21 protein-coding genes and 1 pseudogene are annotated in these 25,909 nt (G+C 39.2%); 17 read left to right on the plus strand and 5 right to left on the minus strand.

Annotation, left to right across the window (positions count from 1 at the left end; genetic code table 11):
• Positions 1-79: 79 nt before the first annotated feature.
• The 6 genes from KCTC52924_RS12930 (at position 80) to KCTC52924_RS12955 (ending at position 8,972) form a co-directional block, all read left to right on the plus strand.
• Positions 80-4,495 carry a CusA/CzcA family heavy metal efflux RND transporter gene (locus KCTC52924_RS12930; RefSeq protein ID WP_251806485.1) on the plus strand — a complete coding sequence of 1,472 codons (4,416 nt, stop codon included), beginning with the start codon at positions 80-82 and terminating at the stop codon, positions 4,493-4,495.
• 18 nt (positions 4,496-4,513) lie between these two features.
• Entirely contained in the window at positions 4,514-5,728 is a 1,215-nt protein-coding gene (locus KCTC52924_RS12935; RefSeq protein ID WP_251806486.1) for an efflux RND transporter periplasmic adaptor subunit, read from the plus strand.
• Positions 5,729-5,843: 115 nt separating this feature from the next.
• A complete protein-coding gene (locus KCTC52924_RS12940) occupies positions 5,844-6,182 on the plus strand; it encodes a P-II family nitrogen regulator (protein WP_251806487.1) in 339 nt (112 codons plus the stop codon).
• Between the two features lie 4 nt (positions 6,183-6,186).
• Entirely contained in the window at positions 6,187-6,603 is a 417-nt protein-coding gene (locus KCTC52924_RS12945; RefSeq protein ID WP_251806488.1) for a Fur family transcriptional regulator, read from the plus strand.
• A 52-nt stretch (positions 6,604-6,655) separates the two neighbouring features.
• Positions 6,656-7,012, plus strand: a complete 357-nt coding sequence (locus tag KCTC52924_RS12950; RefSeq protein ID WP_251806489.1) for a DUF3703 domain-containing protein — start codon at positions 6,656-6,658, stop codon at positions 7,010-7,012.
• Position 7,013: 1 nt separating this feature from the next.
• Positions 7,014-8,972, plus strand: a complete 1,959-nt coding sequence (locus KCTC52924_RS12955; RefSeq protein WP_251806490.1) for a heavy metal translocating P-type ATPase — start codon at positions 7,014-7,016, stop codon at positions 8,970-8,972.
• A 288-nt stretch (positions 8,973-9,260) separates the two neighbouring features.
• Here KCTC52924_RS12955 and KCTC52924_RS12960 read toward each other — a convergent pair whose 3' ends face one another.
• Both KCTC52924_RS12960 and KCTC52924_RS12965 read right to left on the minus strand, forming a co-directional pair.
• Entirely contained in the window at positions 9,261-9,551 is a 291-nt protein-coding gene (locus tag KCTC52924_RS12960; RefSeq protein ID WP_026814832.1) for a type II toxin-antitoxin system RelE/ParE family toxin, read from the minus strand.
• Positions 9,544-9,819, minus strand: coding sequence for a type II toxin-antitoxin system ParD family antitoxin (locus KCTC52924_RS12965; RefSeq protein WP_034236094.1), 276 nt, complete (start codon positions 9,817-9,819; stop codon positions 9,544-9,546). The genes KCTC52924_RS12960 and KCTC52924_RS12965 overlap by 8 nt, the downstream gene beginning before the upstream one ends.
• Before the next feature lie 408 nt (positions 9,820-10,227).
• On the opposite strand from KCTC52924_RS12965, the gene KCTC52924_RS12970 reads away from it, so the two are divergent.
• The 3 genes from KCTC52924_RS12970 (at position 10,228) to KCTC52924_RS12980 (ending at position 14,599) form a co-directional block, all read left to right on the plus strand.
• A complete protein-coding gene (locus tag KCTC52924_RS12970) occupies positions 10,228-11,127 on the plus strand; it encodes a DMT family transporter (protein ID WP_026814830.1) in 900 nt (299 codons plus the stop codon).
• Between the two features lie 800 nt (positions 11,128-11,927).
• Complete coding sequence (locus tag KCTC52924_RS12975) at positions 11,928-12,317, plus strand: hypothetical protein (protein ID WP_251806491.1); 390 nt, start codon at positions 11,928-11,930, stop codon at positions 12,315-12,317.
• Positions 12,314-14,599, plus strand: coding sequence for a relaxase/mobilization nuclease domain-containing protein (locus KCTC52924_RS12980; protein WP_251806492.1), 2,286 nt, complete (start codon positions 12,314-12,316; stop codon positions 14,597-14,599). Before KCTC52924_RS12975 ends, KCTC52924_RS12980 begins: the two co-directional genes overlap by 4 nt.
• A 111-nt stretch (positions 14,600-14,710) precedes the next feature.
• Here KCTC52924_RS12980 and KCTC52924_RS12985 read toward each other — a convergent pair whose 3' ends face one another.
• From KCTC52924_RS12985 to KCTC52924_RS12995, 3 genes are all read right to left on the minus strand, one after another.
• Positions 14,711-15,004, minus strand: coding sequence for a type II toxin-antitoxin system RelE/ParE family toxin (locus KCTC52924_RS12985; RefSeq protein WP_251806493.1), 294 nt, complete (start codon positions 15,002-15,004; stop codon positions 14,711-14,713).
• Positions 14,995-15,222 (minus strand): hypothetical protein, encoded by a 228-nt coding sequence (locus tag KCTC52924_RS12990; RefSeq protein WP_251806494.1) that lies wholly within the window; start codon positions 15,220-15,222, stop codon positions 14,995-14,997. Before KCTC52924_RS12990 ends, KCTC52924_RS12985 begins: the two co-directional genes overlap by 10 nt.
• A 385-nt stretch (positions 15,223-15,607) precedes the next feature.
• Complete coding sequence (locus KCTC52924_RS12995; protein WP_251806495.1) at positions 15,608-16,822, minus strand: site-specific integrase; 1,215 nt, start codon at positions 16,820-16,822, stop codon at positions 15,608-15,610.
• A gap of 54 nt (positions 16,823-16,876) precedes the next feature.
• Between KCTC52924_RS12995 and KCTC52924_RS13000 the strand changes: the two genes are divergently transcribed.
• From KCTC52924_RS13000 to KCTC52924_RS13035, 8 genes and pseudogenes are all read left to right on the plus strand, one after another.
• Positions 16,877-17,197, plus strand: a complete 321-nt coding sequence (locus KCTC52924_RS13000) for a hypothetical protein (protein ID WP_251806496.1) — start codon at positions 16,877-16,879, stop codon at positions 17,195-17,197.
• Positions 17,198-17,508: 311 nt separating this feature from the next.
• A pseudogene (locus KCTC52924_RS13005) lies at positions 17,509-17,595 on the plus strand (hypothetical protein); the annotation flags it as partial.
• A gap of 6 nt (positions 17,596-17,601) precedes the next feature.
• The gene (locus KCTC52924_RS13010) at positions 17,602-17,763 is read left to right on the plus strand and encodes an alpha-N-acetylglucosaminidase TIM-barrel domain-containing protein (RefSeq protein ID WP_285903364.1); all 162 of its coding nucleotides are present in this window, start codon (positions 17,602-17,604) and stop codon (positions 17,761-17,763) included.
• A gap of 365 nt (positions 17,764-18,128) precedes the next feature.
• Positions 18,129-21,278: a SusC/RagA family TonB-linked outer membrane protein gene (locus KCTC52924_RS13015; protein ID WP_251806498.1), complete on the plus strand. Its 3,150-nt coding sequence runs from the start codon at positions 18,129-18,131 to the stop codon at positions 21,276-21,278.
• Positions 21,279-21,316: 38 nt separating this feature from the next.
• Entirely contained in the window at positions 21,317-22,777 is a 1,461-nt protein-coding gene (locus KCTC52924_RS13020; RefSeq protein ID WP_251806499.1) for a SusD/RagB family nutrient-binding outer membrane lipoprotein, read from the plus strand.
• Positions 22,778-22,882: 105 nt separating this feature from the next.
• Complete coding sequence (locus tag KCTC52924_RS13025) at positions 22,883-23,728, plus strand: Calx-beta domain-containing protein (protein ID WP_251806500.1); 846 nt, start codon at positions 22,883-22,885, stop codon at positions 23,726-23,728.
• Between the two features lie 87 nt (positions 23,729-23,815).
• Entirely contained in the window at positions 23,816-24,925 is a 1,110-nt protein-coding gene (locus KCTC52924_RS13030) for an endonuclease/exonuclease/phosphatase family protein (RefSeq protein WP_251806501.1), read from the plus strand.
• Between the two features lie 37 nt (positions 24,926-24,962).
• Positions 24,963-25,889 (plus strand): endonuclease/exonuclease/phosphatase family protein, encoded by a 927-nt coding sequence (locus KCTC52924_RS13035; protein ID WP_251806502.1) that lies wholly within the window; start codon positions 24,963-24,965, stop codon positions 25,887-25,889.
• The last annotated feature ends 20 nt before the right edge of the window (positions 25,890-25,909 follow it).

Below are 25,909 nucleotides of genomic sequence, written 5' to 3' on the forward strand. Positions count from 1 at the left end.
CTTTTCAATATAGGCATCGCTTTATAAATACGAGGCATCTGTTCGCATCGTAAGTTTTCAATTGAATTAATACTTATTTATGATTAACAAGATCATTTCTTTTTCCATTAATAATAAATTTATTATTGGGCTCTTTATAGTAGTGCTTGTCGGTACGGGCATTTGGTCTATGGCCACTATAAACTTGGGTTCTGTACCCGATATTACCAACAACCAAGTACAGGTTATTACCGTTGCACCAAATTTAGGTACTGAGGACATTGAGCAATTTGTAACCTTTCCCGTAGAATTGGCAATGGCAAACCTTCCTGATGTTATCGAGCTGCGTTCGATCTCTCGGTTTGGTCTGTCCGTAGTAACCATTGTCTTTAAAGATCAAGCGGGGACCTACCTTCCCCGGCAATTGGTACAAGAAAAATTAGCCGAAGTGAAGGGAGAAATTCCTGAAGGTTTTGGTACGCCATTTATGGCACCCATAACCACAGGTCTGGGCGAAATCTACCAATACACCCTAAAAGTAAAAGAAGGCTATGAAGATAAATACGATGCAACAGAGCTTCGTACCATCCAGGATTGGATCGTTAAACGTCAAATGGCATTAGTCCCAGGAGTTGTGGAAGTAAACGCTTTTGGTGGATATGTAAAACAATATGAGGTTGCTCTAAACCCCGATAAACTTAAAAGCTTTGGCCTTACTATGAGCCAGGTCTTTGAAGCATTAAGCGAAAATAACGCAAACACGGGAGGGGCGTATATTGAAAAAAACCATCAGGCCAATTTTATACGTGGCGAAGGCTTGGCACGTAGCATTTCAGATTTGGAAAATACAGTGGTCACTACACAAAATGGTAACCCTATTCTAATCCGTGATGTGGCCGAAAAGGTTGGCTATGGGAGCCAGGTGCGTTATGGTGCTTTTACACAGGATGGCCACGAAACTGTAGGGGGACAAATATTGATGTTAAAAGGACAAAGCCCGAGCACCGTTATAGACAATGTTGAAAAGCGTATAACCGAAATTCAAAAATCCTTGCCGGAAGGGGTTTATATAGATACATTTTTAAGCCAAAGCGAGCTTATTGAAAGAACCACAAGTACCGTAAAAACCAACCTAATGGAAGGGGCGCTTATCGTCATATTCGTTTTGGTACTTCTTTTGGGAAGCTTTCGTGGCGGTTTGATAGCTGCTTCAATCATTCCCTTATGCCTATTATTTGCATTTATTTTAATGAAACAATTTGGCATTTGGGCAAACCTGATGTCGTTGGGGGCAATTGATTTTGGGATTATTGTTGACGGGGCGGTAATTATAGTGGAGGGTACGGTTTTCCACATTCATCAACGGATGAAAAAATCCAATGCCATTATAGGACAAACCGAGATGGATGAAATAGCTTACGATTCTTCAAGTAAAATGATGAATTCCGCTTTTTTTGGACAGCTAATTGTGCTTATTGTTTTTACACCGATTCTGTTTTTGACAGGTATAGAAGGAAAAATGTTCCGGCCAATGGCATTCACTTTTGGTTTTGCTGTTTTAGGAGCGATTATCCTTTGTCTTACCTACGTGCCGATGATGTCGTCCTTATTTTTAAAACCAGCTAAAAATCAAAATAGTTGGTTTGCCAAATTTGAAAACAAGATTGATAGGATAAGTGATAAAATTATGGGTGCTTTGAATCGTGCCTATCTGCCCCTGTTGAATTTTGCACTTCGGTTTAAAGCAGGAGTCATTATCGGCGCAGTTGCACTATTCTTGATTGCCGGATTTGTTTTCAGTAATATGGGAGCAGAATTTGTCCCTAAATTTGATGAAGGAGATATTGCCTTTCAGGCCTTGATAAAACCAGGGAGCAGTCTGACAGAATCCATTGAGGCTTCAGAAAAACTTCAGAATTTAATTAATGAATTTCCTGAAGTAAAAACGGTGGTTTCAAGGATTGGTGTGGCCGAAATCCCAACAGACCCAATGCCTATGGATATTGCCGATAGCTATATCATTCTTGAAAAAGATAAGAGCAAGTGGACTTCCGCAGATAGCAAAGAAGAACTCATAGAAAAAATACAAGAAAAAATTTCAGTTGTGCCCGGAGTAAACTTCGTGTTTACACAACCTGTGGAACTTCGTTTTAATGAATTGTTGACCGGTGTTCGTGAGGACGTGGCCATCAAATTATATGGAGAAGACCTAAACGTGTTGGCAGACAAGGTTCAGGAAATTGCAGCGGTAATACGGAAAGTTCCGGGTGCAGCAGACCTCAACGTGGAGGCTACAAGCGGTCTGCCACAAATGACCGTGGTGTATAACCGTGCTAAAATGGCGCAATACGGTGTTACCATCAATAAATTGAATGATTATGTAAGTGCTGCATTTGCTGGAGAAAAAGCAGGGGTCATATTTGAAGGCGAAAAGCGTTTTGATGTGGTCATACGTTTGGCAGAAGGTTTTAGACAGGATATCAATAGCTTAAAAAATCTTTATATAGACCTACCAAACGGTGCACAAGTTCCACTAAAGGAAGTAGCAGATATTAGCTACAAACCCGGACCAATGCAAATTTCAAGGGACAATACCTCGCGGCGTATTTCGGTAGGGGTCAATGTTCGTGGGCGCGATGTAAAATCGATGGTTGAGGAGATTCAGCAAAAACTGGAAACAGAAGTGAAACTGCCACCGGGATATTATGTTACTTACGGAGGGTCATTTGAAAACCTGCAACGTGCGTCAGACCGATTGATGATTGTAGTCCCAATCGTTTTAATAACAATATTTGTTCTGCTTTACTTTGCTTTGAATTCATTTTCACAGGCCATGATGATCTATATAGCGGTTCCTTTGGCGGCCATTGGTGGCGTTTTCGTTTTGTTGATCCGTGGAATGCCTTTCAGTATTTCGGCGGGAGTGGGGTTTATCGTACTCTTCGGAGTTGCCGTATTAAACGGCTTGATACTTATAAACAAATTCAATGAACTAAAAGACAGTGGAATGACAGATATAAAAAAACGTATATACGAAGCTACGCACGAACGATTACGTCCAATTTTATTGACAGCCATTACAACAATTATGGGTTTTATCCCGATGGCGGTTTCCACCTCTGGTGGTGCAGAAGTACAACGACCATTGGCAACAGTAGTGATTGGAGGAATGCTTACGGCAACATTCTTGACCTTGGTGGTTCTACCTATTCTTTATTATTGGCTGGAATCAAGAAAGGACCGTAATAACACTGATGGAGGTGTAAGCTATGTCAACAAATCAACGAACATTGTAACCGTATTGCTGATGGTTGGCGGTTTGATGGTTTCTGGAACTGCTTTTGCCCAAGATACCGATCAAGATGGCACAACTCCAACAACCTTGACGGTAGATGAGGCCATTGCTATTGCAAAACAGAATTATCCATCGCTTAAGGAAAGTCAGGCGTTCATTGAACGGGAAAAGGCCCTAAAGGGAACAAGTTTTGACCTTGGTAGCACCCAAGTTTTCACGGGCAAAGAAGAATACGGCAATAATCTTCCCGGAATAAAAACAACCATTGGCGTGCAACAAGGTGAAATCGATTTGCTTTCCGGATTTTCAAAATCTAAATTTTACAAAGAGCGTATCGCTTTGGGAGAAAAATTTTATGTGGCCAATGAACAACAATTGGTGCGCAATGTGATGCAGGCGTATGACCAGATTAATTATTTCAAGGCCCAGTTGCGCTTTGCAGACCAATTGGACAGTGTTTATGCCAATTTTCAGGCCACCGCCCAACTTCGGTACGAGACGGGTGAAACAGGTAAGTTGGAGTTTATTGCGGCCTCTTCCGAATTTCAACAGATTCAGGTCTTAAGGCAACAGGTTATTGATGATATTGAAATTGCCAAACGTGCCCTAATACAATATTTGGGAACGGTTGAAAGCATCGAAACGGTAGATGGACCGTACGGGGCATTGGATTTTATGGCCACATTGGATGCATCTTCGGTGGCCAATAACCCAATGTTGCAATATGCGTTGCAAAACGCCGAAGTAAGTAAAGCAAATGTGGGTGTAGAGAAATCCCAGTTCCTGCCGAAATTCAGTTTGTCGTACGGCAGACAGGATGTGGAGGATGTCCCTGGATTTAACACCTATCAGGCAGGTATTAGTATCCCGTTATGGTTTTTTCCGCAGAAGTCGAGGATCAAGGCAGCCAAGGCCGATGCAATGGTAGCAGAGAACCAATATCTGGAGCAAAAGGCAACAACTGAAAGCAGGGTGTCGCAATTGCTAAAATCACTTGAGAAAACTCGAAAGGTATTGCAATATTATCAAGAAGGCGCATTGCTTTTGGCAGAGGAACAAATAGCCACCGCACAATTGGCATCAGAAGAAGGTGAAATAGACTATATCACTTACATAACGATTCTCAACAGCGCCATCCGTATTAAACAAAATCATTTACAATATATCAATCAGTATAACCAGCAGACCATCGATATGCAATATCAATTGGGCAACCTATAATTCAAAATGAAACAAATAATGAAATATATATCTATAATTAGTTTAGTGTTTGTAACCTCTTTATTGATAGGTTGTAATAATAAAGTAGGTTCAGGGTCCGATAATAAGGAGAAAGGCACCGCTACGGAACTGGCGAAGGCCGAAGAAGGACAGGATAAGAAAGAAGGCGTTGTCGAACTTACGACGCAACAGGCCGAAACCATCGGATTGGAAATGAATCCTTTAGAGGAACGGAATTTAGGGAACAACATTAAAGTAACAGGAACGCTGGAGCTTTTTCCACAGGACAAGGCGAACATCAGTCCGTTTGTTGGCGGAAATGTGAGTTCCATAAAAGTAATACCCGGGGATAACGTAAATAAAGGTCAGGTATTGGCATTTATAGAACACCCGGATATCATTGCAATGCAACAGGAGTATCAGGAGAAAATAGACGAACTGGTCTTTTTGAAACAGGATTTTGAGCGCAAGCAGACCCTTTATGATAAAGGCGTGTCTTCAGGGAAGGAATTTCAGATGGCGCAGTCAAAATATCGTTCCACATCATCCAGTGTCAATGGTTTGCGGTCCCAGTTAAAACTGTTGGGCATTAATCCCAACAAAGTGGCTGAAGGCCAAATATATTCCGCGGCTCCCATTACCACACCTATAAGTGGCTACGTGGATGAAGTACTGATTAGCCTTGGCGATTATGTGGCACCACAATCCAGAATGTTCTCAATAAGCGATAACTCGAAGATTTATGTCAATCTGAAGGTATATGAGAAGGACATAAGGCAAATCGAAAAAGGGCAACAGATACATTTTTCAACCGCTTCCCGTCCAGATGAATTGTTTAAGGCATCCGTTCGCTCTATTGGACAGACCTTTAACACCGAGCCAAAAGCTTTAGAAGTTCTGGCAGATATCCAAAACAAGGATAAAAATCTATTGCCGGGTATGTACGTGCAAGGGCGCATAGTCCAGGGCGAGAAAAAAGGTTTTGCCATACCCGAAGCTGCCATTATAAAAGAAGGCGAGCATTCCTTTATTTTTATTCTCGATGAAGATGAAAAAATGGAAGCAAACAAAATGAGATTCAAAATGATACCCGTAACGGTTGGTATTACTGATTTAGGCTTTGTTGGAGTGAATCTTCCTACCGAAGTTTCAAAAGATGCTAAAGTAGTTATCAAAGGAGCTTATAACCTATCTTCAGAAATGATTAAAGAGGAATTGGAACACGACCATTAATTCAATAATTAGCAAAGATTTTGATTCCAAGTTTGTTTATCGTCTTAATTAGTTAGTTAAAAATTAAAGAACAGGCTCGGTTCAAAATCGATTAACATTTTAAAGATTCATAATTATGAAAGAAATAAAAGCATTTGTAAAACCAAACAGGATACAAAAAATTATTGAGGCCCTTACAGATAATGGGTTTAAAAGTATGACCCTTTCACAAGCAGAAGGCACTGGGGCTTTTAAGGCTAAAGGAGCAAGACCATCCTTAGATTTTTATATTACCAATAGTCCAGTAATAAAAATTGAGTTGGTATGTCAAAATGAAGAAGCCCAATCGGCAATTGATATAATTGTAACAAATGGCAAAACCGAAGAACCTGCTGACGGCATTATTTATTTGTCGGATATTGAAGACGCCTTTCAGATTAAAACGGGAGATTCTTTAAAACGCTTTGATTTATAACAAAATGTCTGATTTAGAGCAAATACTGGAGAATAATAACGTAAGACCCACTGCAATGCGTTTGTTGGTCCTACAATATCTCCTAAGCAAAAAAGTAACGGTCAGTTTGATCGATATTGAAGCGCACTTTCATAATTCGGATAGGTCAACATTGTACCGCACCCTAAAATCCTTTGTTGAAAATGGTGTCGCCCATCAAATAGATGATGGTACCGGTAGTACCAAATATGCTATTTGTGAAGAGAATTGCAATTGTGAAGTGGATACTGATCTACACCTGCATTTTCATTGTGCAAATTGTAATGAAACAGTTTGTTTAACAGAGCATAAAATCCCACACATCAATTTGCCCGAAGGTTTTAAGGCAGAGAATGTGAATTTGGTGGTAAAGGGCATTTGCGATAAATGCAATGGACGATAAATGCACTTCCATTGCACTAACTATTAAACTATTTTCTCCAAAATTAATGGATATGAAGTTTTATATAAAAACACCTAAACATCTTAAACAGGCATATAGTAAAGAATTGGGGCACTACCGCTATTATTTAAGTAAAAAGCAGTATAGCGATGCTTGGTATCATTTAGAAAGAAGCCATATTATAGGTCAATCTTACCCAATCAAGCACACCTGTTCGCATTGGTTAATGCTAAAGTTTGGTTTAATGCAAAAAGACAACAAAGAGGTATTTGGACTAATAATAAGGTTAGTTGATGGTGGTTGGAAATCTTTTATAAATCACGTCCCACTTGGCAATACTGGAGGTGCAAATGTACCACCATTAAAAGCGATGCCTATTCCAATTGATATTAAAAATTTATTCAAGTAAAATGAAAAAAAAGAAAGTCAATTTAAGGGATCTAAAACCAAATTCAAAAGAGCCACAGAGTCAGGATGGTGCTCAAGATCATAGTGGCAATTCAAGTCAAATCAAAGCCTATATTCCAGCAATCATAAGTTTTACAATGCTAATTATTGGTATTGGGTTAGACTATTTTGATGTTACCTTTTTCAAGGATTGGATTCGCATTACTTGGTATGGAATTGCTTATTTGCCAGTTGGTCTTCCAGTAGTAAAAGCAGGATGGGAAAGCATCAAAAAAGGAGATGTGTTTACTGAGTTTTTATTGATGTCCATTGCCACCATAGGTGCATTCGCCATTGGCGAATATCCTGAAGGTGTGGCAGTAATGCTTTTTTATGCGGTTGGCGAGCTCTTCCAAAATGCCGCGGTCAATCGTGCCAAAGGCAATATAAAAGCATTGCTCGATGTACGACCCAATGAAGCTCGGGTATATCGGAATAACGACTATATTTCAGTAAGTCCGGAGACCGTTGCTATTGGCGAAAAAGTACAGGTACGCGTTGGCGAAAAAATCCCTTTGGACGGTATTTTACTATCTGAAAAAGGTTCATTTAATACTGCAGCATTAACAGGGGAAAGCAAACCCGATACGATTGTGAAGGGCGAAAAAGTATTTTCAGGAAGCATCAACCTGGATGGCGTAATTGAAATCGAGACCACCAAAGAATTTAAGGATAGTTCGATTGCCCGAATTCTGGATATGGTCCAAAACGCCACCGCACGTAAATCAAAAACCGAATTGTTTATCAGAAAGTTTGCAAGGATCTATACCCCCATCGTAGTATTCTTGGCAATTGCATTGACTATTTTGCCCTACTTTTTTGTATCCGATTATGTTTTTCGCGAATGGTTGTACAGAGCATTGATCTTCTTGGTCATTTCCTGTCCCTGTGCTCTAGTAATCTCAATCCCGTTGGGCTATTTTGGCGGTTTGGGGGCAGCTTCAAAAAATGGGATCCTTTTTAAAGGGGCGTCCTTTTTAGATGAAATGACAAGGGTAACCACCGTAGTGATGGACAAGACCGGCACCGTGACCAAAGGTGTTTTTAAAATTAAAGATGTCGTTATAAGCAGTGGGTCATTGAGCGAACCCGAAATGATGAAATACTTAATGGCTATGGAAGAACAATCCACCCATCCCATTGCCAGGGCCATTATGGAATATAAAGCCGATGGCGACAGTTTTCAAGCTTCCGAAGTAAGTGAAATAGCAGGAAAAGGATTGAAAGGAACAGTAAACGGCAAAACGGTTTTGGTCGGGAATAAGGCATTGATGACCTCAAACAATTTGGAAGTGCCAGTTGAGACCGACAACATCGTAGAGTCGATCGTAATGATTTCCATTGAAGGGAAATTGGCCGGATATGTAACCATTGCGGACGAGTTGAAGGACGATGCGCACCAGGCCATTAAGCAAATTAGAGAGTCGGGAATTTCAAAAATCATAATGCTTTCAGGGGACAAGGATTCCATTACCCAACAAGTTGCCAAAGAATTGGGAATGGATTGGGCGAAAGGTGGTCTGCTTCCGGAAGATAAATTGAACGAAGTCGAAAAATTGATGTCTGCAAAAAACAATAAGTTGGCCTTTATGGGTGATGGTATAAATGATGCGCCGGTGTTAGCTGTAAGTGATGTAGGTGTTGCAATGGGCGGATTGGGCAGCGATGTAGCTATTGAAACAGCAGACGTTATTATTCAAACGGACCAACCCAGTAAATTTGCAAAAGCTGTTAAAATTGGCCGTTCCACACGGCGCATAGTTTGGCAAAACATTGGTTTGGCATTTGGGGTGAAAGCAGTGGTTCTGATTTTGGGCGCTGGTGGCGTTGCTACGATGTGGGAGGCAGTTTTTGCTGACGTTGGAGTGGCTTTATTGGCAATTCTGAATGCTGTTAGGTTGCAGAATATGAAGTGGAAATAAGGATGATGTCGCAAAATCGTAGAAATAGAAGAGTAAAGAATAAAAAAGGAAAAACTACCGTAAATATCAACTACAAAAAAGATAAAACATTAGGTATTATAACTATGGTAACCGTCTTCATCGCTGTTCTTGCCATATTCTTTTATGAGGTTGTTTTTTACTTTTTTTACCTTCTTTTCAACTAATAAAACATTGAATTGTAAAGATTATTACTGATCACATAAAATAAATGGTTACAGTTTACTAAACCCCACTTCTATTTAGACTTTCCAAACGGTAAATTAAAGTTTAAAGGTGTTTCTTAAAGTCCTGCCGCTGTCCTAAAATGCGAACGACGAATATGCCGTTTTTGGTCGGTTCATAAAATATTGTATGCGCTTTGAAATTATATTTTTTTAGTAATGGTGCATATTCAGATGCACTAAGCCCTATTTCGGAACTGTCGGCAAGAGTCTGTAAGAACTGTAATAATTCGGTAACATAAACATGTGTCTGTGATTCGCCCCAAGTCTCTAGAGTATAATCTACTATATCGTCGATATCGCTATCAGCCTTCGACGATAAATTATAGCTAGACATTCTTCGTGCTTTGAATTCTGTTGTTTTTGCGATTTTTGGCCGCCTCAACAATTTCTTCAACAGACCTATTTTTAGAGCTCACACCGCTATCATAGCCTTCTTGTATTGCTGCTTTGGTCATTAAAAACTCCCTGTTGCGTTCCTCATCTAAACGTATTAGATGTCGCATATATTCGCTGTCATTGGCGAAACCACCATTTTCAATTTGCAGCTTTATCCATATCTCTTGAGAAGTGGTAATAGTCAATGACTTTCTAATTGTTGCCATAATTTTAAGCATTATTTACATACAATATACGCAAAATAACATATTATTGACTTGCGATTTAATAAATCATTGTTAAAAAATAGGTTTGAAGGGGCTGTAAGTAGCTGCAATTAACCCCACATTCAATTAGACTTTGAAAAAACCTCCATGGCGTTTATTTCAAAGGTTTTTTAAATATACTTTGTTTGTTCCCTAAAAGGTGGATTACCGGAATTATTTAAAGGAATGTTAAAGGGAATTGAAAACGATGATTGAGAAAAGCTTTTGCTAGAGGTTAATCGGATAAACTAGGTATACTATACTAACTACCGGACTATTTATAGCTGTGCCGTTGGATACATTCAATTAAATGACTTTATCTGAATCAAAAGATTAAATTTGCCGACCTAACAGGAATATAACCAATTTATGAGGCAATACATTCAAAATAAATATTTTTTACTGATCATTATTGCAATAACTTGGGGCTCTTCTTTTATTCTTATTAAAAAAACTTTACCCGTTTTTGACCCATATCAAATCGGAGCTTTTAGGGCTGGATTATCAGGACTTCTTTTATCATTTATCGGATTCCCTGCCTTGAAAAAAATGTCTAAAAAGGATGTCTTTTGGATTGCCCTATCCGGTTTATTTGGCAACTTTTTGGTAGTCTTTATTTTTCCAATTGCACAACAAGGTGTCAGCAGCTCTTTGGCAGGTATCATAAATGCATTAGACCCTATTTTCACACTTATCCTAGGCGCTGTTTTGTTTGGTATTAAAAATAAGATTATACAATATACGGGAGCGGTAATTGGATTTGTAGGTGCTATTATTTTAGTTTACTCGTCTAATTCAGGAAATGGTGAAAGTCATCTTTATTATACGATTCTATTAATTATAGGTTCAGCTTTATATGCGGTTGCAGCTCTCATTATTGAAAAAAAATTGTATCATATAAAATCGACCGATATATCAACGGGTATTTATTCAATTTGGATGGTACCGTCTCTTTTGATTTTAGGATTTTCAGGTTTTTTTACAGACATTGATTACAGCCAAAACGAAACCTTAACTGCATTAGGCTATCTAGTCTTTTTAACCGTCATTAGCACCACTTTGGTAATGTTTTTATTCTTCAAACTTGTTCAAGATACCTCTGCTGTTTTTGCCAGTACGATTTCACTTTTAATACCAGTCGTTTCAGTAGTTTGGGGCATATTGGACAACGAAAAATTTACAGTTTGGTATGCAATCGGTGGAATGTTTATTTTAATTAGCGTGTATTTAATTCGAGAAAGGAAAAATAAAATACAGGAAAATGAATAGATATTTTTTTATAATTAATGGGACGTTAAGTATTTAATACATAATCTTTTACAGGTTTTAAAAGTCCGTCAGATCTTTTAATTTGGCCAATCGGAGTAAAAAATTATTATTAGCAAAACGCTATTGCTAGTTTGTAGTCGAAAACAAAACGTTTCCTTTCTAGCATACTTATCATAGCGTAGACATTTGTGTGGTTCATGTTTTATGCACAATATCCCAGCTGAGGAAAATATAGTTTTTAAGAAAATTAACCGTAGAAGGTTCAAATAAACCCATTTTTATTTAATTATACAGAGGTTACAAAACCCCAGGTATAATTAGACTTTCTGAAGAATCTTTTTTAATTGGTTGTCCTGAGTCCCCGCGGAAGTCGGGCCATCCTACCGATAATATTTTTATCCCTACCCACACTGATTCCTATCCCCAGGGGAGGTTTTTAATTGCGGTCTTTCCCGACCGCCTCGGAGCCGCGCAAAAGCTCTAACGACGAAAAAGTCGTTAGAGCTTTTTTTGCCCTAGCTACAAAACTTGTTCATTTTCCAAGAGTTTTCTCATCATTTCAAATAAATTATTAGACCAGTTAAAATGATTTGCTGTACCCATATGATCCCATATGAATTAATGTGGTTTTGACGTATAAAATATTGTAAACTAGGCTTTTATCATGTATTTGGATTCTTTATATTTAACTATAATTATCCGTTTTGACGGATAGCAAGTTATGTTTTGCGCAACGCAAAACACCTACTTCTAGCGAAGTGAAAAGCCTGCCTTCGGCAGTTAAAATAAAAAGAAGATCAATGACTATCAGTAAAGTCGGTAGAAAACGTCTGGGAGAGAGGAAACGGGAATATTCCATTACACTTCGTTTCAATAGCATGGAACTGGAAAAGGTAAAGATGCTTTTAGAATCCTATGATCTTGATTTTCGGAAAAGAGGAACAGTTGGCCCTTTCCTAAGGAAGCTTGTTCTTAACAGGGAAACGATCAATGATAAGCGGGTTCCAAGTAGTATATCGAACCTCAGTTACCAATTGAACAAAATAGGCACCAACATCAACCAACTGGTCAAGATGGTAAACTATAAGAACATGCGAAGCCCAAATTCAAACCTAGACCTGGAGATGCAAAAGGCCAACCTGCTGATAATCGAGCTGATAGAAAGCATTAATGCCAAGGATTTAAGATGATAGCAAGGATACTATATCGAAACAATGTACAAGGGGTGCTGAACTATGTCTTGGGCAAGACCGCTAACACCATACTGGGCTTCCAGAACACCTATTCTGATACCGATACCAATACCAAGTTTTTTGGAAGGGTTCTTCATTATTTGGGCAACCGGCATGATTCCGAAAAACGGTACGTACATGCCACCCTCAATCTTCCCCGAGGCGAACAATTGGACAACGCTGATTTTTTCGAACTGTCCAAAGCATATATGAATCACATGGGGTATGGAGAGCAGCCTTATATGGTGGTCCGCCATCACGATACCAAGCACGAACATGTCCATATCATCTCGACTACCATTAAAGAGGATTGTCTGCAAATAAACCTTTCCCACGATTTTAGAAGGAGCATGGCCACCCAAAAATACCTGGAGAAACAGTTTGGGCTTTCTCCCTCTCCAGAAAAAAGAGCAGAGAGGAAACCTCCCTTAAGCGCAAACCCCCAGTTTAGGCATGAGGACATCCACGGTGTCCGCTATTATATGCAGGATATCATACACAACACTTTGCAGAAGTATATGGTGAGGGGTTTTGATGAACTTGCCAATCTATTGGGGAAACACCATATCCAAGTAAAAACCGTACACCATGCTGGCAGGGTAGGGGTATCCTATGGCATTGCCATTATGGAAGGGTACAGGTCAAGGTTCATCAATGGATATACCGTACATCCACAGCTGTCAGGACCAAAATTGCAACAGGTTTTTGATCGCAATCAAAGTTCAAAACTGTTGCCCATGGTAAAGAAACGGCTGGAAAAGCAGTTGCGAACCACCTACAAACTTTTCAGGACCATCAACCCCGAGCATCTCCCGAATATTCTACGTTCCCATCAAAATCTGGATTGCAGGCTAGCGTACGATGCACAGGGACAGGTGGTCGATTTCAGAATTTATGATAAAACGGGCTACGTGCTCAAGAGCGTGGAAATAGCGAGCGGTATTGGAATAAGGAATAATCCCGATTTGTTCGGGACTGAATATACCCAGATGTACGCGGAGAATGAACAGTTACTCGTAGAACTTCAGCGTTGCATCCAAGAAGCCTATAGGAGTAGCTATGCGAGTTCATCGAAAAAAAGCCTGTTTTCGGAACATATCCTACTTGCCTCCATGAATACCTTGGTAGCCGAGATGATTAAATCGGAGCGTTTTCTATTTCTAAAAAAATACTTGCATACCGATACCGAAACCTTGGGCAAACTAATACAGTCGCGGTTCCATTCTTCAAGGGATAAATTGTTTAATTCCACCTTTAACAAAGAAGAACGGCAGTTGATAAAGAAAGTCAGTCTTATTCAACGGGCCAAACATCAACTGTTTAATAATCTCCCTGAACAAAGGGAAGTCCTTTGTGAGCTAATTCAAAGCCTAGGTGTTAAGTACGACAGCGGCGTACTGACCTATGCGAATTCTAATCTGCATAAACTAAAAGTAGATTTAGGATATAGGCTGTTATTAACCCCCAGGAATAGTTATATACCTCCTAGTTTTGTAAGGGAAAATGAAAAGCTCTTGGAAGGGCTGTTGAACAGTACAACGGCCAAGGAGATCAGGTCTGGCCCGATCGCCATATTCCTTCCCATGGTATTCCCGCAGCTCTATAATGCAATGGACCGGCCCTTTAGGGAGCGGTTCGATACCTTGTCCCTGAAAGCCTACCATCGATACGCCGAACGCATGCAGGGCTCATTTGAGAAATCGCCCAAGGACTATATCGCGTTTTTCAATACCCAAGGCTTTTATTTTGAAAGAAGGGAAGAAAAGCTATTGGTTGGATCTATGTATTCCAAGTATCCGGTAACTGCTGCGCTTCCACCGAAAATTCAAGCTTATTTGATATCGTCCAGTGATCTGAACAAAGCTTTGGATAATCAAGTGAAAATCTTGGATGATATCAGAATGGATGGCCGGGACAATTTGAAAAGTCTCTGGTCGGCATATTTAATGGAGAAGGGACAGTATAAGAAGGCCGCTTATATGTATGTATTGGACAGGGTGAGGCCCAATCTACCATTAGAAATAGTAGAACACCACATGGAAAACGGATTTAAGGAAGCGCTGGTGGCTGTTTCCAAAGAACAGGTCAATGGCAATCAAGCACGCCTATTGCGAGGTGGAATGTACGTCTTAGATGCGTTATTGGGGAGTACCACTCCCAAAGAGGAAGAAGCCTATAATGGATTTAAGAATGAGTTTACGGATTACTCCAAGTATAAATGTAATTGGCTGTCGATGTAGGTTTCTATAGCATCTATTCAATAATGGATTTTACCTTCATTGAAGTTATGAAATTTTATGAGTGAAGTCATTATAGTCGAAAATCTGTCGGGGATCATTTTGTGTGGTAACTTATTCTATCGGCTCTTGTCTTGTCCCTCTAAAGTTGACAATTTCAATAAGTCCCTTTTGAGGTCGTATTCTGTAGATAATGTAGTTATTCTTATCGACCAGTCCTTTATGGAGATTTTTATATTTTCCTGTTTCCGGGTAGATTTTCGGATATTTACTTATACGGATTAAAAGGTCTTGCAGGTTCTGTTCAAGATTGTGGATTTCCTTTACCGTCCATTCTTCTTCAAGATATTCAATGACATTATCAAGGCCTCTTTCGGCCTGTGGTGTCCAAACAATTTTTAATGCCATTTATCAAAACGCTTCATGACGGTTTCACTGGCAACATACTCGCCTTTATCCGCCTGTTTTAAGCCTGTATTAATTTCTTCCTGTTCTTCTTTAGTCATTTCATTCCACCAGTCTACCTGCTCTTCGTCAAAAACCTTTTTAAGCTTCGCCAATAAGCTTTCTTTCTGCGTTTGCAGTAAAAGATGCATCAGCTCTAATTTTTTGGCTTCTATATTCATGATCGTAACTTTTATACTAACAAAGATACCTTTTTATCTGCTAATTCTGATTCTAACTTAACAGACGGAAGTTCCCCTCTGTATATCCTACGGACGGTGATATCTTCTGGTAATGTCATTTTGTTTCTTTTATTTTTGCTTTTAGACCATTTGGCGCATGTCCCAAATTGTGCATTCATGTTGCCATCTTCTGTGTATTCTTAATTAACAAAAACTGTGCAGATTTAATTTCAGATTACATCTGTATTTATTCTGAGAGTTTTATGGGTTACAATTGGTTGATTCATTTCTTTAAATATAATCCTTAACTGTCCGGTTCTAACGTGGCTAGTTAATATTAAAATACGGTAGCCTCTTTAGTCCTATATAAGTTCGGAGTCATATCTTATATTTCCAATCTTTCCTGATATTCGTCCATTATGTGGGTGGGGAGGTTTTTGATATATATTTCCGTGGTGCTAATATCACTGTGCCCAAGCATCTTGCTCAGTGCGTTTATGGGAACATCATTGAGAATAAGATTGGTTGCCATAGAATGACGACTTACATAGCTTGTTAATCGCTCCTCAATACCACAAAGATGGGCAATCTCTTTTAGACGTTTGTTATATCGTCTTCTTTCCCATTGGATGTCCTTAAATTGATCATGGATTCCCTTGCGCTTTACAATTGGAAAAATATGGGCGGTTTTGTCCTTGCCTTTTAAATAGTGATCCATAATAGAGGATAACTGTGGAGTTACCTTAATATCGTAATGTCTGGCGGTTTTTTGTCTGCGGTACTGGATGCGCCCATCAAGGATATTCTCCACTTTTAAAAAGGCCATATCAATAAATGAAATACCGTTCATAAGGTAAGAGCACAAAAAATAGTTCCTAGCGTTGAATAATGGGTTATCAGGTTCTAATTCCAAATTAAGGATCCGTCTTATTTTTTCTATGCTAATGGCCCGTTTTGCCGTTGGTTCGGATTTAATCTTATATTTCTTAAAGGGATAGGAATCCGCTGGCACAATCCCTTGATTGATGGCTTTGTTATAAATGGCCCTAAATGTTCTCATATACATGGATAACCCATTGATACTATTTCCTTTTTTTAAATGTGCAGTTTCAAACCGTTTAAGATAGGTGTAGGTCATCTCTTCAAAACGTAGAAACTCCTTTTTGTTGAATTTCTTTAAAGCACCAAGGGAAGATCTATAGGCTTTTGCGTTACCGAATCGATTTGCTTCTTCCATTTCACCTATCAATTGTTGGGTGAAATCAAATACGGAAATCGTGGATATTGGTCTGGTTAAGGAGTATTTAAGATCGGTTATGCTCAGGCTTTCTAATCGACCACTTTCCTCCAACGCATTAATGCCATCCCTTAATTCTGTTTTTTTCTTTGAAAGAAGATTATTTAATCTCGAAACTGAAGACACCCCCTTATAAGTTTTTTTCACCTCACGATTTTTTTCATTCCAGTATTCGAAGGGAATGACAAACCCAGTTGAGATGGTAATCGTTTTTCGATGATGGCTCAATCTAAAAATAATCGGACAGGTGCCATCCTTTCTTTTGCGCCTAGCGTCTATGGAAAGAGTAATGTTTGTCCTCATATTTTAAAGATATGAAAAATTTGCACTCAATTTGCACTCAAAAAGAGGTTTTATATGGTTTTATATGAATTAATGCAAAATGTATATATCTGTAAAACAGCATTTTATGTGTTTTTAAAGGCAGGTGGATTCAATAAAACATCTTCTTCTAAGCAGGCGGTCGAAGGTTCGAATCCTTCTGCCATCACCACACTCTGGAAACCACGCCCAACGGCGTGGTTTTTTAATTTATGGAAAAGCCAAACCTTGTTTGTGTTTTGGAATAAATTAAAAGAAACGGCGGCGATAGCTGCATGGTTTCCAATTTGCAGTATTAATTTTATAAGGAACACCGAAGGTAATCCTTCCGCTATCACCACCCGAAACCCCCAGTAAACACTAGGGATTTTTCTTTTTTAAGCAGATTCAAAAACAGCTAAATTCCCAAAATGTGCATACTTTGTGCGATAGCTGCATGGTTTCCAATTTGCACTTACTTTGCACTCAAAAACTACCTTTATTTAGCTTATTGTGGGATCATGACCAATTGTTATTAATCGTACTCTGAAGGGTTTTGCCAATCATTATGGGACTTTGGGTCTTGAAGTGGATTCTAAATTCACCCTTAATAATAGGGAGAAGGACTCCTAGGATAGCTATATATCAAATGTTGAAAACTAGATAGTAGTGGTAAGTGTACTTCTACAACAAAATTTACCAGCGGGGCCTATGACTATTTAAAAAGCGCTATAAAGTCCATGATTACTTGGTCTGGAAAATATATTAATATTCCGGCAGAATTGCCAGAAGTAGCATTAAGGGCTACCTCCCCATACCAGAACAGGTTTTTCTTAGGTGAAAGTGCATTTGGTTATTCTACACCTTACTGTAATTGGGAAAGGTGGGAAGATAAAATTGATTGGTTAGCGGTAGACATAATATATGGGTCATTTATCATATGATTTACAGCTGAACTTTGATAGGATTCATGTATACTATTGTATTAAAAACTCGACTGATGTAATATGAAATTTAGGGGAACTCCTCAAATCAGTTTTATGAGGATAATGCCAAAGTTGTGAAGCACTAAGCTGGTGTTAACACGTATCGCTTTGGCTACTTTGACAAGTGAGGTGTTTCCGAGGACTTCCTTTTTTTTCCATACAAAAGAGATATAACCAATGGATTTAAACGAAATTAAAATATAATATATAGATTGATTGACTGTTCAATCAAAATATTTTTATATTTTCGTAAAAATTTAAGAAATCGTTAACAATACAGTGTTTATCTCCAATCTCGTATCACAATAAAATAATTTATATTTATGAAAAAAGAAGCTAAAAACCGAACCCCTTCTCAAGGACGAAACAAGATACTCCTAAGGGGGCTTGTTCTCCTCCTGTTCGTTGGCCATTTAGGATGGGCACAGGAAAAAAATATTACTGGGACCATAGTAGACGCAATAAACAAGCTACCCTTGCCTGGAGCAAGTGTTGTTGTGAAAGGGACCACCACAGGTGTGGTTGCTGATTTTGATGGGAATTTTAGTATTACCGCCCCATCTCCCCAATCTATATTGGTATTCTCTTATGTAGGTTTTAAGACTTTTGAAATTCAAGTGGGTAGTAAAACTACTTTACGCATTCCAATGGAGGAAGAGGCCAGTGCCTTATCCGAAGTAATTGTTACTGCTTTGGGAATCAAAAAGGAAACCAAAGCTCTTGGTTATGCCGTACAAGAGGTAAAGGGAGAATCCTTAGTAAAGGCCAGAGAGCCAAACGTTGTAAACTCGTTGACAGGAAAAGTAGCTGGACTAACGATAAAGAACAGTTCGGATCTGTTCCAAGACCCTGGTATCACTCTAAGAGGGCGTTCCCCTCTAGTAGTTATTGATGGAATACCTAGTACTGATAGTGATTTTTGGAAATTGAATGCTGATGACATAGAGGGAATTAGTGTCCTGAAAGGAGCTACAGCCGCTGCTCTCTACGGTTCCATAGGTAGGGGAGGTGCATTAATGATTACGACTAAAAGAGGTGCCGAAGGTAAGGTGGCTGTGGATTATAACGTGAGTGTAATGTTTCAGCCTAATTTTATCCGAATCCCAAAGGTCCAAACCACCTATGGTAACGGAAACCGTGGAACCTATGAATATGTAAACGGTTCGGGTTCTGGAACCGAAGGCGCAGGATGGATATGGGGACCCAAGTTGGACCAACCAGACTCAAGTACCCCAAGTGGTTTATGGGAAACCCCACAATACAATAGCCCAATTGACCCCATAACAGGAGAAAGGATTCCTATACCTTTTACCTCAAGGGGAAGGGATAATGTGAAAAATTTCTTTGATACGGGAATGATTGTCACGAATAACATTGCCGTAAGTGGAGGCAACGATAAGGGAAATTTTCGGGTGTCCGCATCCCACGTGTATCAAAAGGGTGTCGTTCCAAATACGGATCTGAAAAATGCTTCCTTTGGAGTGTCAGGTGGTTATAACATTACTGATAATTTAAAAGTGGATGCTTCACTTACCTACAACCGACAGTATACCAGAAATTTTCCGGAAGTAGGATACGGCCCATATAATTATCTCTATAATTTGGTGCTTTGGACAGGAACAGATATTGATGTAAGGGATCTTAGGAATTATTGGGAAGAAGGTAAGGAAGGCATTCAGCAGCGCCATTTCAATACATCCTGGTACAACAATCCCTATTTTATTGCCCATGAAGCACTCCAAAGTTATTATAAGGATAATACTTATGGACAGATAAGCCTTAATTATGATGCCCTTGATGATCTGACCTTTAGCTTAAGATCTGGATTCAATTCCTCTAATCTAAACCGGGATTGGAAAAGACCCAAAAGTTTTATTGGATATGGCGATGTTTCCAAAGGGGATTTTTTCTTGAGTAATTCCAATACATTTAGTATCAATACCGATATTTTAGCAACTTATTCTAAGGAAATTGGTAAGGATTTTGGGATTAGTGCTACGGCAGGAGCTTCAAACAGGTATTGGACCAATAGATCCTTGTCTACTAATAGTGATGGGCTTACGCTACCAGGATTTTACAATTTAAGTAATTCCATAAACCCATTGAGCGGCTCCAACTGGAACGGGGAGGAACAGGTAAACAGTGTTTATGCTACTTTGGATTTGGAAATGTTGAATTCCATATACCTAACCATTACAGGTAGAAATGACTGGGTATCTACCTTACCCTTGGAGAATAATTCTTTTTTCTATCCTTCATTATCTATGTCCGTCATCCTCTCCGATCTTTTGGAGTTCGATAGATCGGCCCCTTTTGTAAAATTGAGGAGTTCATGGGCAAATGTTGGGGATGGAAGGTTTCCTGGGAGCGGAGTAACTACCTATAATCATCTGCCCGCCTATAGTTCTGGCACTAGCTGGAACAATCAAGGTTCACTATCCTATCCTGGGATTTTACCCAATACAGGTTTGCAACCAGCAAATTCCGACACTTTTGAATATGGATTGGACATGCGTTTTTTTGGAAATCGATTGGGTCTTGATGTCGCTTATTACACCATTACGGATACGAATAATATTGTAAATGTCCCAGTTTCTATTAGTTCGGGCTATAACGCTAAACTGATTAATGGAAATGAATTTGTTAGGGAGGGTGTAGAAATTGTACTGACTGCAAAACCAATTAAAACCGATAATTTTTCGTGGGATCTGATAACCAACTGGAGTAACAGCCACAGAAGGTTGCAAAGTACTTTTGATGGGTCAGACCGAATTGGAAATATTAGAGTCGGAACAAGACTCGATCAAATATACCAAACACCGTACCTTAAAACGCCCAATGGACAGTTGATCTACGGTCAAAATGGCCTTCCTTTAAATGATACCTTTTCTAGAAAACGGGGTCATTCTGAATCCGATTGGAACTTTGGATTTCAAAATAATTTTAAGTATCACAATATTAGTTTAAGTGCTTCTTTGGATGGTAGATTGGGAGGACTTATCTATTCCTCTACCAATCAGAAAATGTGGTGGGGTGGCATGCATCCCGGTACGGTTAACGAACACAGGGATGCGGCTAACAATGGAGAAGCTACCTATATAGGACCTGGGGTGGTCATTGTGGAAGGTGAGGTTAAATATGACGATCAAGGAACCATAGTGAACGACACTAGGGTTTATGCCCCTAATACCACCAAGGTCAACTACATTTCCTGGAACCAGGATACTAGTAATGCGTTGTTGGACCATTATTACGATCAGACCTTTGTTAAACTGAGGGAAGTAGTTTTAACCTATGACTTTCCTAATACTATTACTGAGAAATTAGGATGTCAGAGTGCTTCTTTCTCCTTGGTTGGTAGAAATTTGGCATTGTGGTCCAATTTGCCAAACGTAGATCCCGATTCAGGGTTCGACAATTTACAGACCCCCTCTACAAGAAATATTGGGTTTAATGTAAATCTGACGTTCTAAATTAAAATTGCATAAAGAGAAAAACTAAAAAAAAATCGATGAAAACATTAAAAATAATTTTGAGTATTCTCCTAATATCCTCTTTAGGCGGCTGTAAGAAGTATGATGATTATCAATCGGATCCCAATAGAACCACAGAAGGGGATCCCGGGTTGTTACTCACTAATATCCAGGTCAGTGTAAGTGGAATGGTAACCTTAAGTGCGGCAATGTCTTCTAGGCAAATGGTAAATACCGATGGCTCTGATAACAATCAATATTATGGATGGCAACGTGCAGGTTTTGGAAATTACAATATGCTTAGGCAGGTTCTTAAAATGGAGGAAGAGGCCAAGCTTATAGACAATACCAACTATTTGGCCTTGGGTAAATTTTTTAGGGCATGGCTCTTTTTATCCCTTACCAATACCTTTGGAGATGTCCCATACAGTAAGGCATTGCAGGGAGAATTGGATGCTTTTACGCCTGCTTATGACCGACAGGAAGATATTTACTTGGCTATTTTGAACGACCTTAAAGAGGCCAATAATATGATAAGTGCCGACAATGGTATTGTAAATGGCGATGTGATCTACGGCGGTGATCTGGAAAAATGGAAAAAGGCGATCAACTCTTTAAGTTTAAGGACCCTAATCTCCCTATCAAGAAAAGAAGGAAACACAAAGATCGGGGTAATAAATAGATTTCAAGAGATTGTTGGGAGTCCGGCGCAATATCCAATATTTACCTCAAATGCCGATAGTTTTGCCTTGCCGTACTATGAAATTGATGGTAATGAATACCCCTATTTTAATAGTAATAGTATTAAAACGGCCTATTATTTTGAAGAGTCATTTGTAAATATGCTAAAAGGTTTGGAGGATCCGAGGTTATTTACTTTTGCCGATCGCGAATTCAATGGCAAAGATCTTCCTGAAGATGATTTTAATGCCTATGGTGGTCTGGGTGGAAGTGATCTGTTGTCTGACAATACTGGTCGTCTTTCCAATGGAGAGGGGTCACCAATAGACAGTAGGTACTATGACGACCCTGAAAATGAACCGGCAATTGGTTTGGGTTATGCAGAAATCGAATTTACTTTGGCTGAAGCAGCTGCACGTGGATGGATCGGTAATGATCCTGAAGACCATTACAAAAAAGGAATTGTGGCATCCATGTTATTTTATGATTTTAATCAGGCCACTATCGACGCATATCTGCAAAAAAACCAAGTGCAGTACCTTCCTCAACAAGGTGTGGAGATGATCATCACACAAAAATATATCTCATTTTTTATGAATTCGGGTTGGGAGCTATTCTATAATCAGCGTAGAACAGGTTTCCCTGAATTTGCTACAGATGGGGGCGGAATTCTTAATGGAGGCCAAATCCCAAAGCGATGGATGTATCCTGAAAGTGAAATAATTTATAATAATGAGAGCCTACAGGCTGCAATATCCCAGCAATTTCCTGAAGGAGATAACGTTAACGGTGAAATGTGGTTGCTAAAAACGGAGTGAGCCTAAACCCTTAACCCCTAGTAGAACGATAATAGTTATCATAATGACTGTCAGATGGTTGATCGGGATTAGTATTGACATTTAGAAATCAATAAAAATAAATAAATGAAAAATTATAAATTTTTGATAGCTCTTGCGGTATCTATCTTGTGCTTGTCATGCAGCGATGATGATTCGGCCATCTCGGATCCTATATTTGAATTTGTTTCGTTTCAGAACGAAACAATGACAGTAAACGAAAATGGTGCCAGTATAAAGCCCGTGCCGGTGGTTCTTTCTCTCTTAAGTTATGAAACCTCCGAGGATGTTACAGTCACCTTAGGAGTTGTTGATACCAATGTGCAGGAAGGAACAGATTATAACCTATCTTCCAAATCGGTGGTATTTAAGAAAGGAAGCTTTGTTTCCGATACCGTGTATGTCAGTACCATAGACAATAGCATTGGGGCTGATGAAGAACGCAGTTTTGAAATTAATATCGAAAGTGTAAGTAACCCCGATATCAAAATTGGTTTGGGTATTGCAAATCCTAAAAAAGCATCCTTAAAAGTGATCATAGCGGACGATGAGTGTACAGAAACCACCGCTGTGTTTAATTCAGGGAACTTAACAAATATTACTGAGTTTGGTACTCACACCATAACAGGGACGGTAAGTGGTGATAAGATGACCTTAAAGGGTGACCTGATAACCTATGGTGCTTTCCCAAATGCAACTCTAGATATAGTTCTAACACCCATAAGTACTGGTGCTACGAAAGGTAGTGCCACATTTGAAGATTTCGGAGCAGGAACCGATAATGATGGGTATGAATACCAATTTAGACAAACGGGGGAAGGAGCTTATGACGTCTGTTCGGGCGAGATTACTATAAGTTTTAACGTATACTATGAAGATGGAGGTTCGTGGGTGTTTTGGTATGCTTCCAATAATATTATAACCATTCCATAAAAATTGTAGTTTGGTGTATTTTTTATTATAGAAGGAAGGGGGAGGTTATCTTCCTTCCTTTTTAATGTTCCATTAAATTGTATACGAATGAAACGACTTCTATCCTTCTCGATAGTTCTTTCTGTTTTTCTAGTCTTTATAGGGTGCAATACTTTTAAAAAGGACAAGGAAATGGTTGTGAATTTAACGGAATCCGATCTGGGAGCGGAAATGCATTTTGATGGTTCGTTTACTGTGCTTCAATTTAATATCTGGCAAGAGGGAACTATTGTTCCTGGAGGGTTTAACGCCATTGTTGATGAGGTAATCCAGGCCAATGCTGATTTAGTAGCCTTGAGCGAGGTAAGGAATTATAACAATGAAAGCCTTGCAAAACGTTTGGTCGATGCACTTGCCAATAAAGGGCATACCTACTATTCCAAGCGAAGCGAGGATTCAGGAATTCTTTCAAAATTCCCGATTATTTCCCAAGAAGTCTTGTATCCATTGAAAAATGATCGTGGTACCATAACAAAAGCAATTATTAAAGTTGCTGGCATACAAATCGCATTCTACAGTACCCATCTAGACTATACCCATTATGCCTGTTATTTACCACGGGGCTATGACGGGATTACCTGGGAAAAATTAGCTGCGCCCATGTTGGAGGTCGATAAAATATTGGAACAGAACTTGGCTTCGGAGCGGGATGAAACTATTGCCATTTTTGTTAATGATGCTTTAAAAGAAAAAGATAACGGTAATTTAGTGCTGTTAGGAGGGGATTTTAATGAACCTTCACATTTAGATTGGGGTGAGGAGTCCAAGGACCTGTTCGACCACAATGGAACTGTAGTACCATGGCATAACAGTATAGTTATGCAGAATAAGGGTTTTTTAGATGCCTATCGCCTAAAATATCCTGACCCCGTTTCCCATCCCGGATTAACATGGGCCGCCAACAACACCGATGTACCAATAGATAAATTGGCATGGACCCCAAAAGCAGACGATAGAGATCGGATAGATTTTATATACTTCTACCCAGATGAAAGACTGGAATTAATGGATGTAATTTTGGTGGGGCCTATAGGTGGTATAGCTTATGGGAAAAGGATAACCACCAATCCTGGTCAAGATAAATTTCTGGAGCCGAAAGGTGTTTGGCCCTCCGATCATAAAGGTGTTTTTGCTACTTTTAAGATAAAAACATTTTGAAATAAGTCGATCTAGAAACTAAAAACCACCCATTAAAATGAAACGTATTCCTATTATTGTTGGCCTCTTGTTAGTTGTTTTCTGTGGAAGATCACAAGAGCGCCCCGTAATATTTAAGGTAATGGCATGGAATATTCTTCATGGTGCCAACGATATTGAAAATGGGCCACAGAATGCAATTGAGATTATTAAGGAAATAAATCCAGATGTAATTTTAATGGTAGAAACCTATGGCTCTGGGAAAAGGATTGCCGATTCTCTTGGATATAATTTTCATCTAATAGCTGCTAAGGGTACTGCTTTAGATGATAAGGGAGTTAATTTATCCATTTTTTCCAGATTTCCGTTCGGGGAACGAATCGATACGGAATATCCATTTTATTTAGGAGGTAGAGAAATTTTTGTGCGAGGTCATAAAATTAGATTTTTTTCCAATTGGTTCCATTACCTGCCTTGGAGCGATGAGCCAGAGGGAATGGGCAAGACTGCTGAGGAATTGTTGGTATGGGAAAAAACGGGAGCCAAATATGAAATGATTCAAAAAGTGCTTCCATATATCAAAAAGTATTCAACTGAAACAGATTCCATACCCATGATCTTTGGTGGCGATTTAAATACACCCTCCCATTTGGATTGGGGAAGTGAGACTAAAGATATACATAACGGTTTAGAGGTTCCGTGGTACAGTACCAAGGTTTTGGAAGATGTAGGCCTTTTGGATTCCTATAGAATGTTAAACCCAGACCCGATTGCTTCTCCAGGCATTACATGGAATACGAAGGGAAAAACGGATAGCCACAGGATAGACTATATATTTTTCAAAGGTCCCAAATTAAGGGCCATTAAATCGGAGTCTCACCAGGCTTTTTTAAATGCCCCATTGGTCATTAACGGAAAGACAATTCCCTATCCTTCCGATCATGGATTTGTGGTCACTACATTTCAGCTTTTGGATTTAAGATAGTAAACCTAGATAGGACGGTT

Source organism: Arenibacter antarcticus (genome assembly GCF_041320605.1).
Taxonomy (GTDB): Bacteria; Bacteroidota; Bacteroidia; order Flavobacteriales; family Flavobacteriaceae; genus Arenibacter; species Arenibacter antarcticus.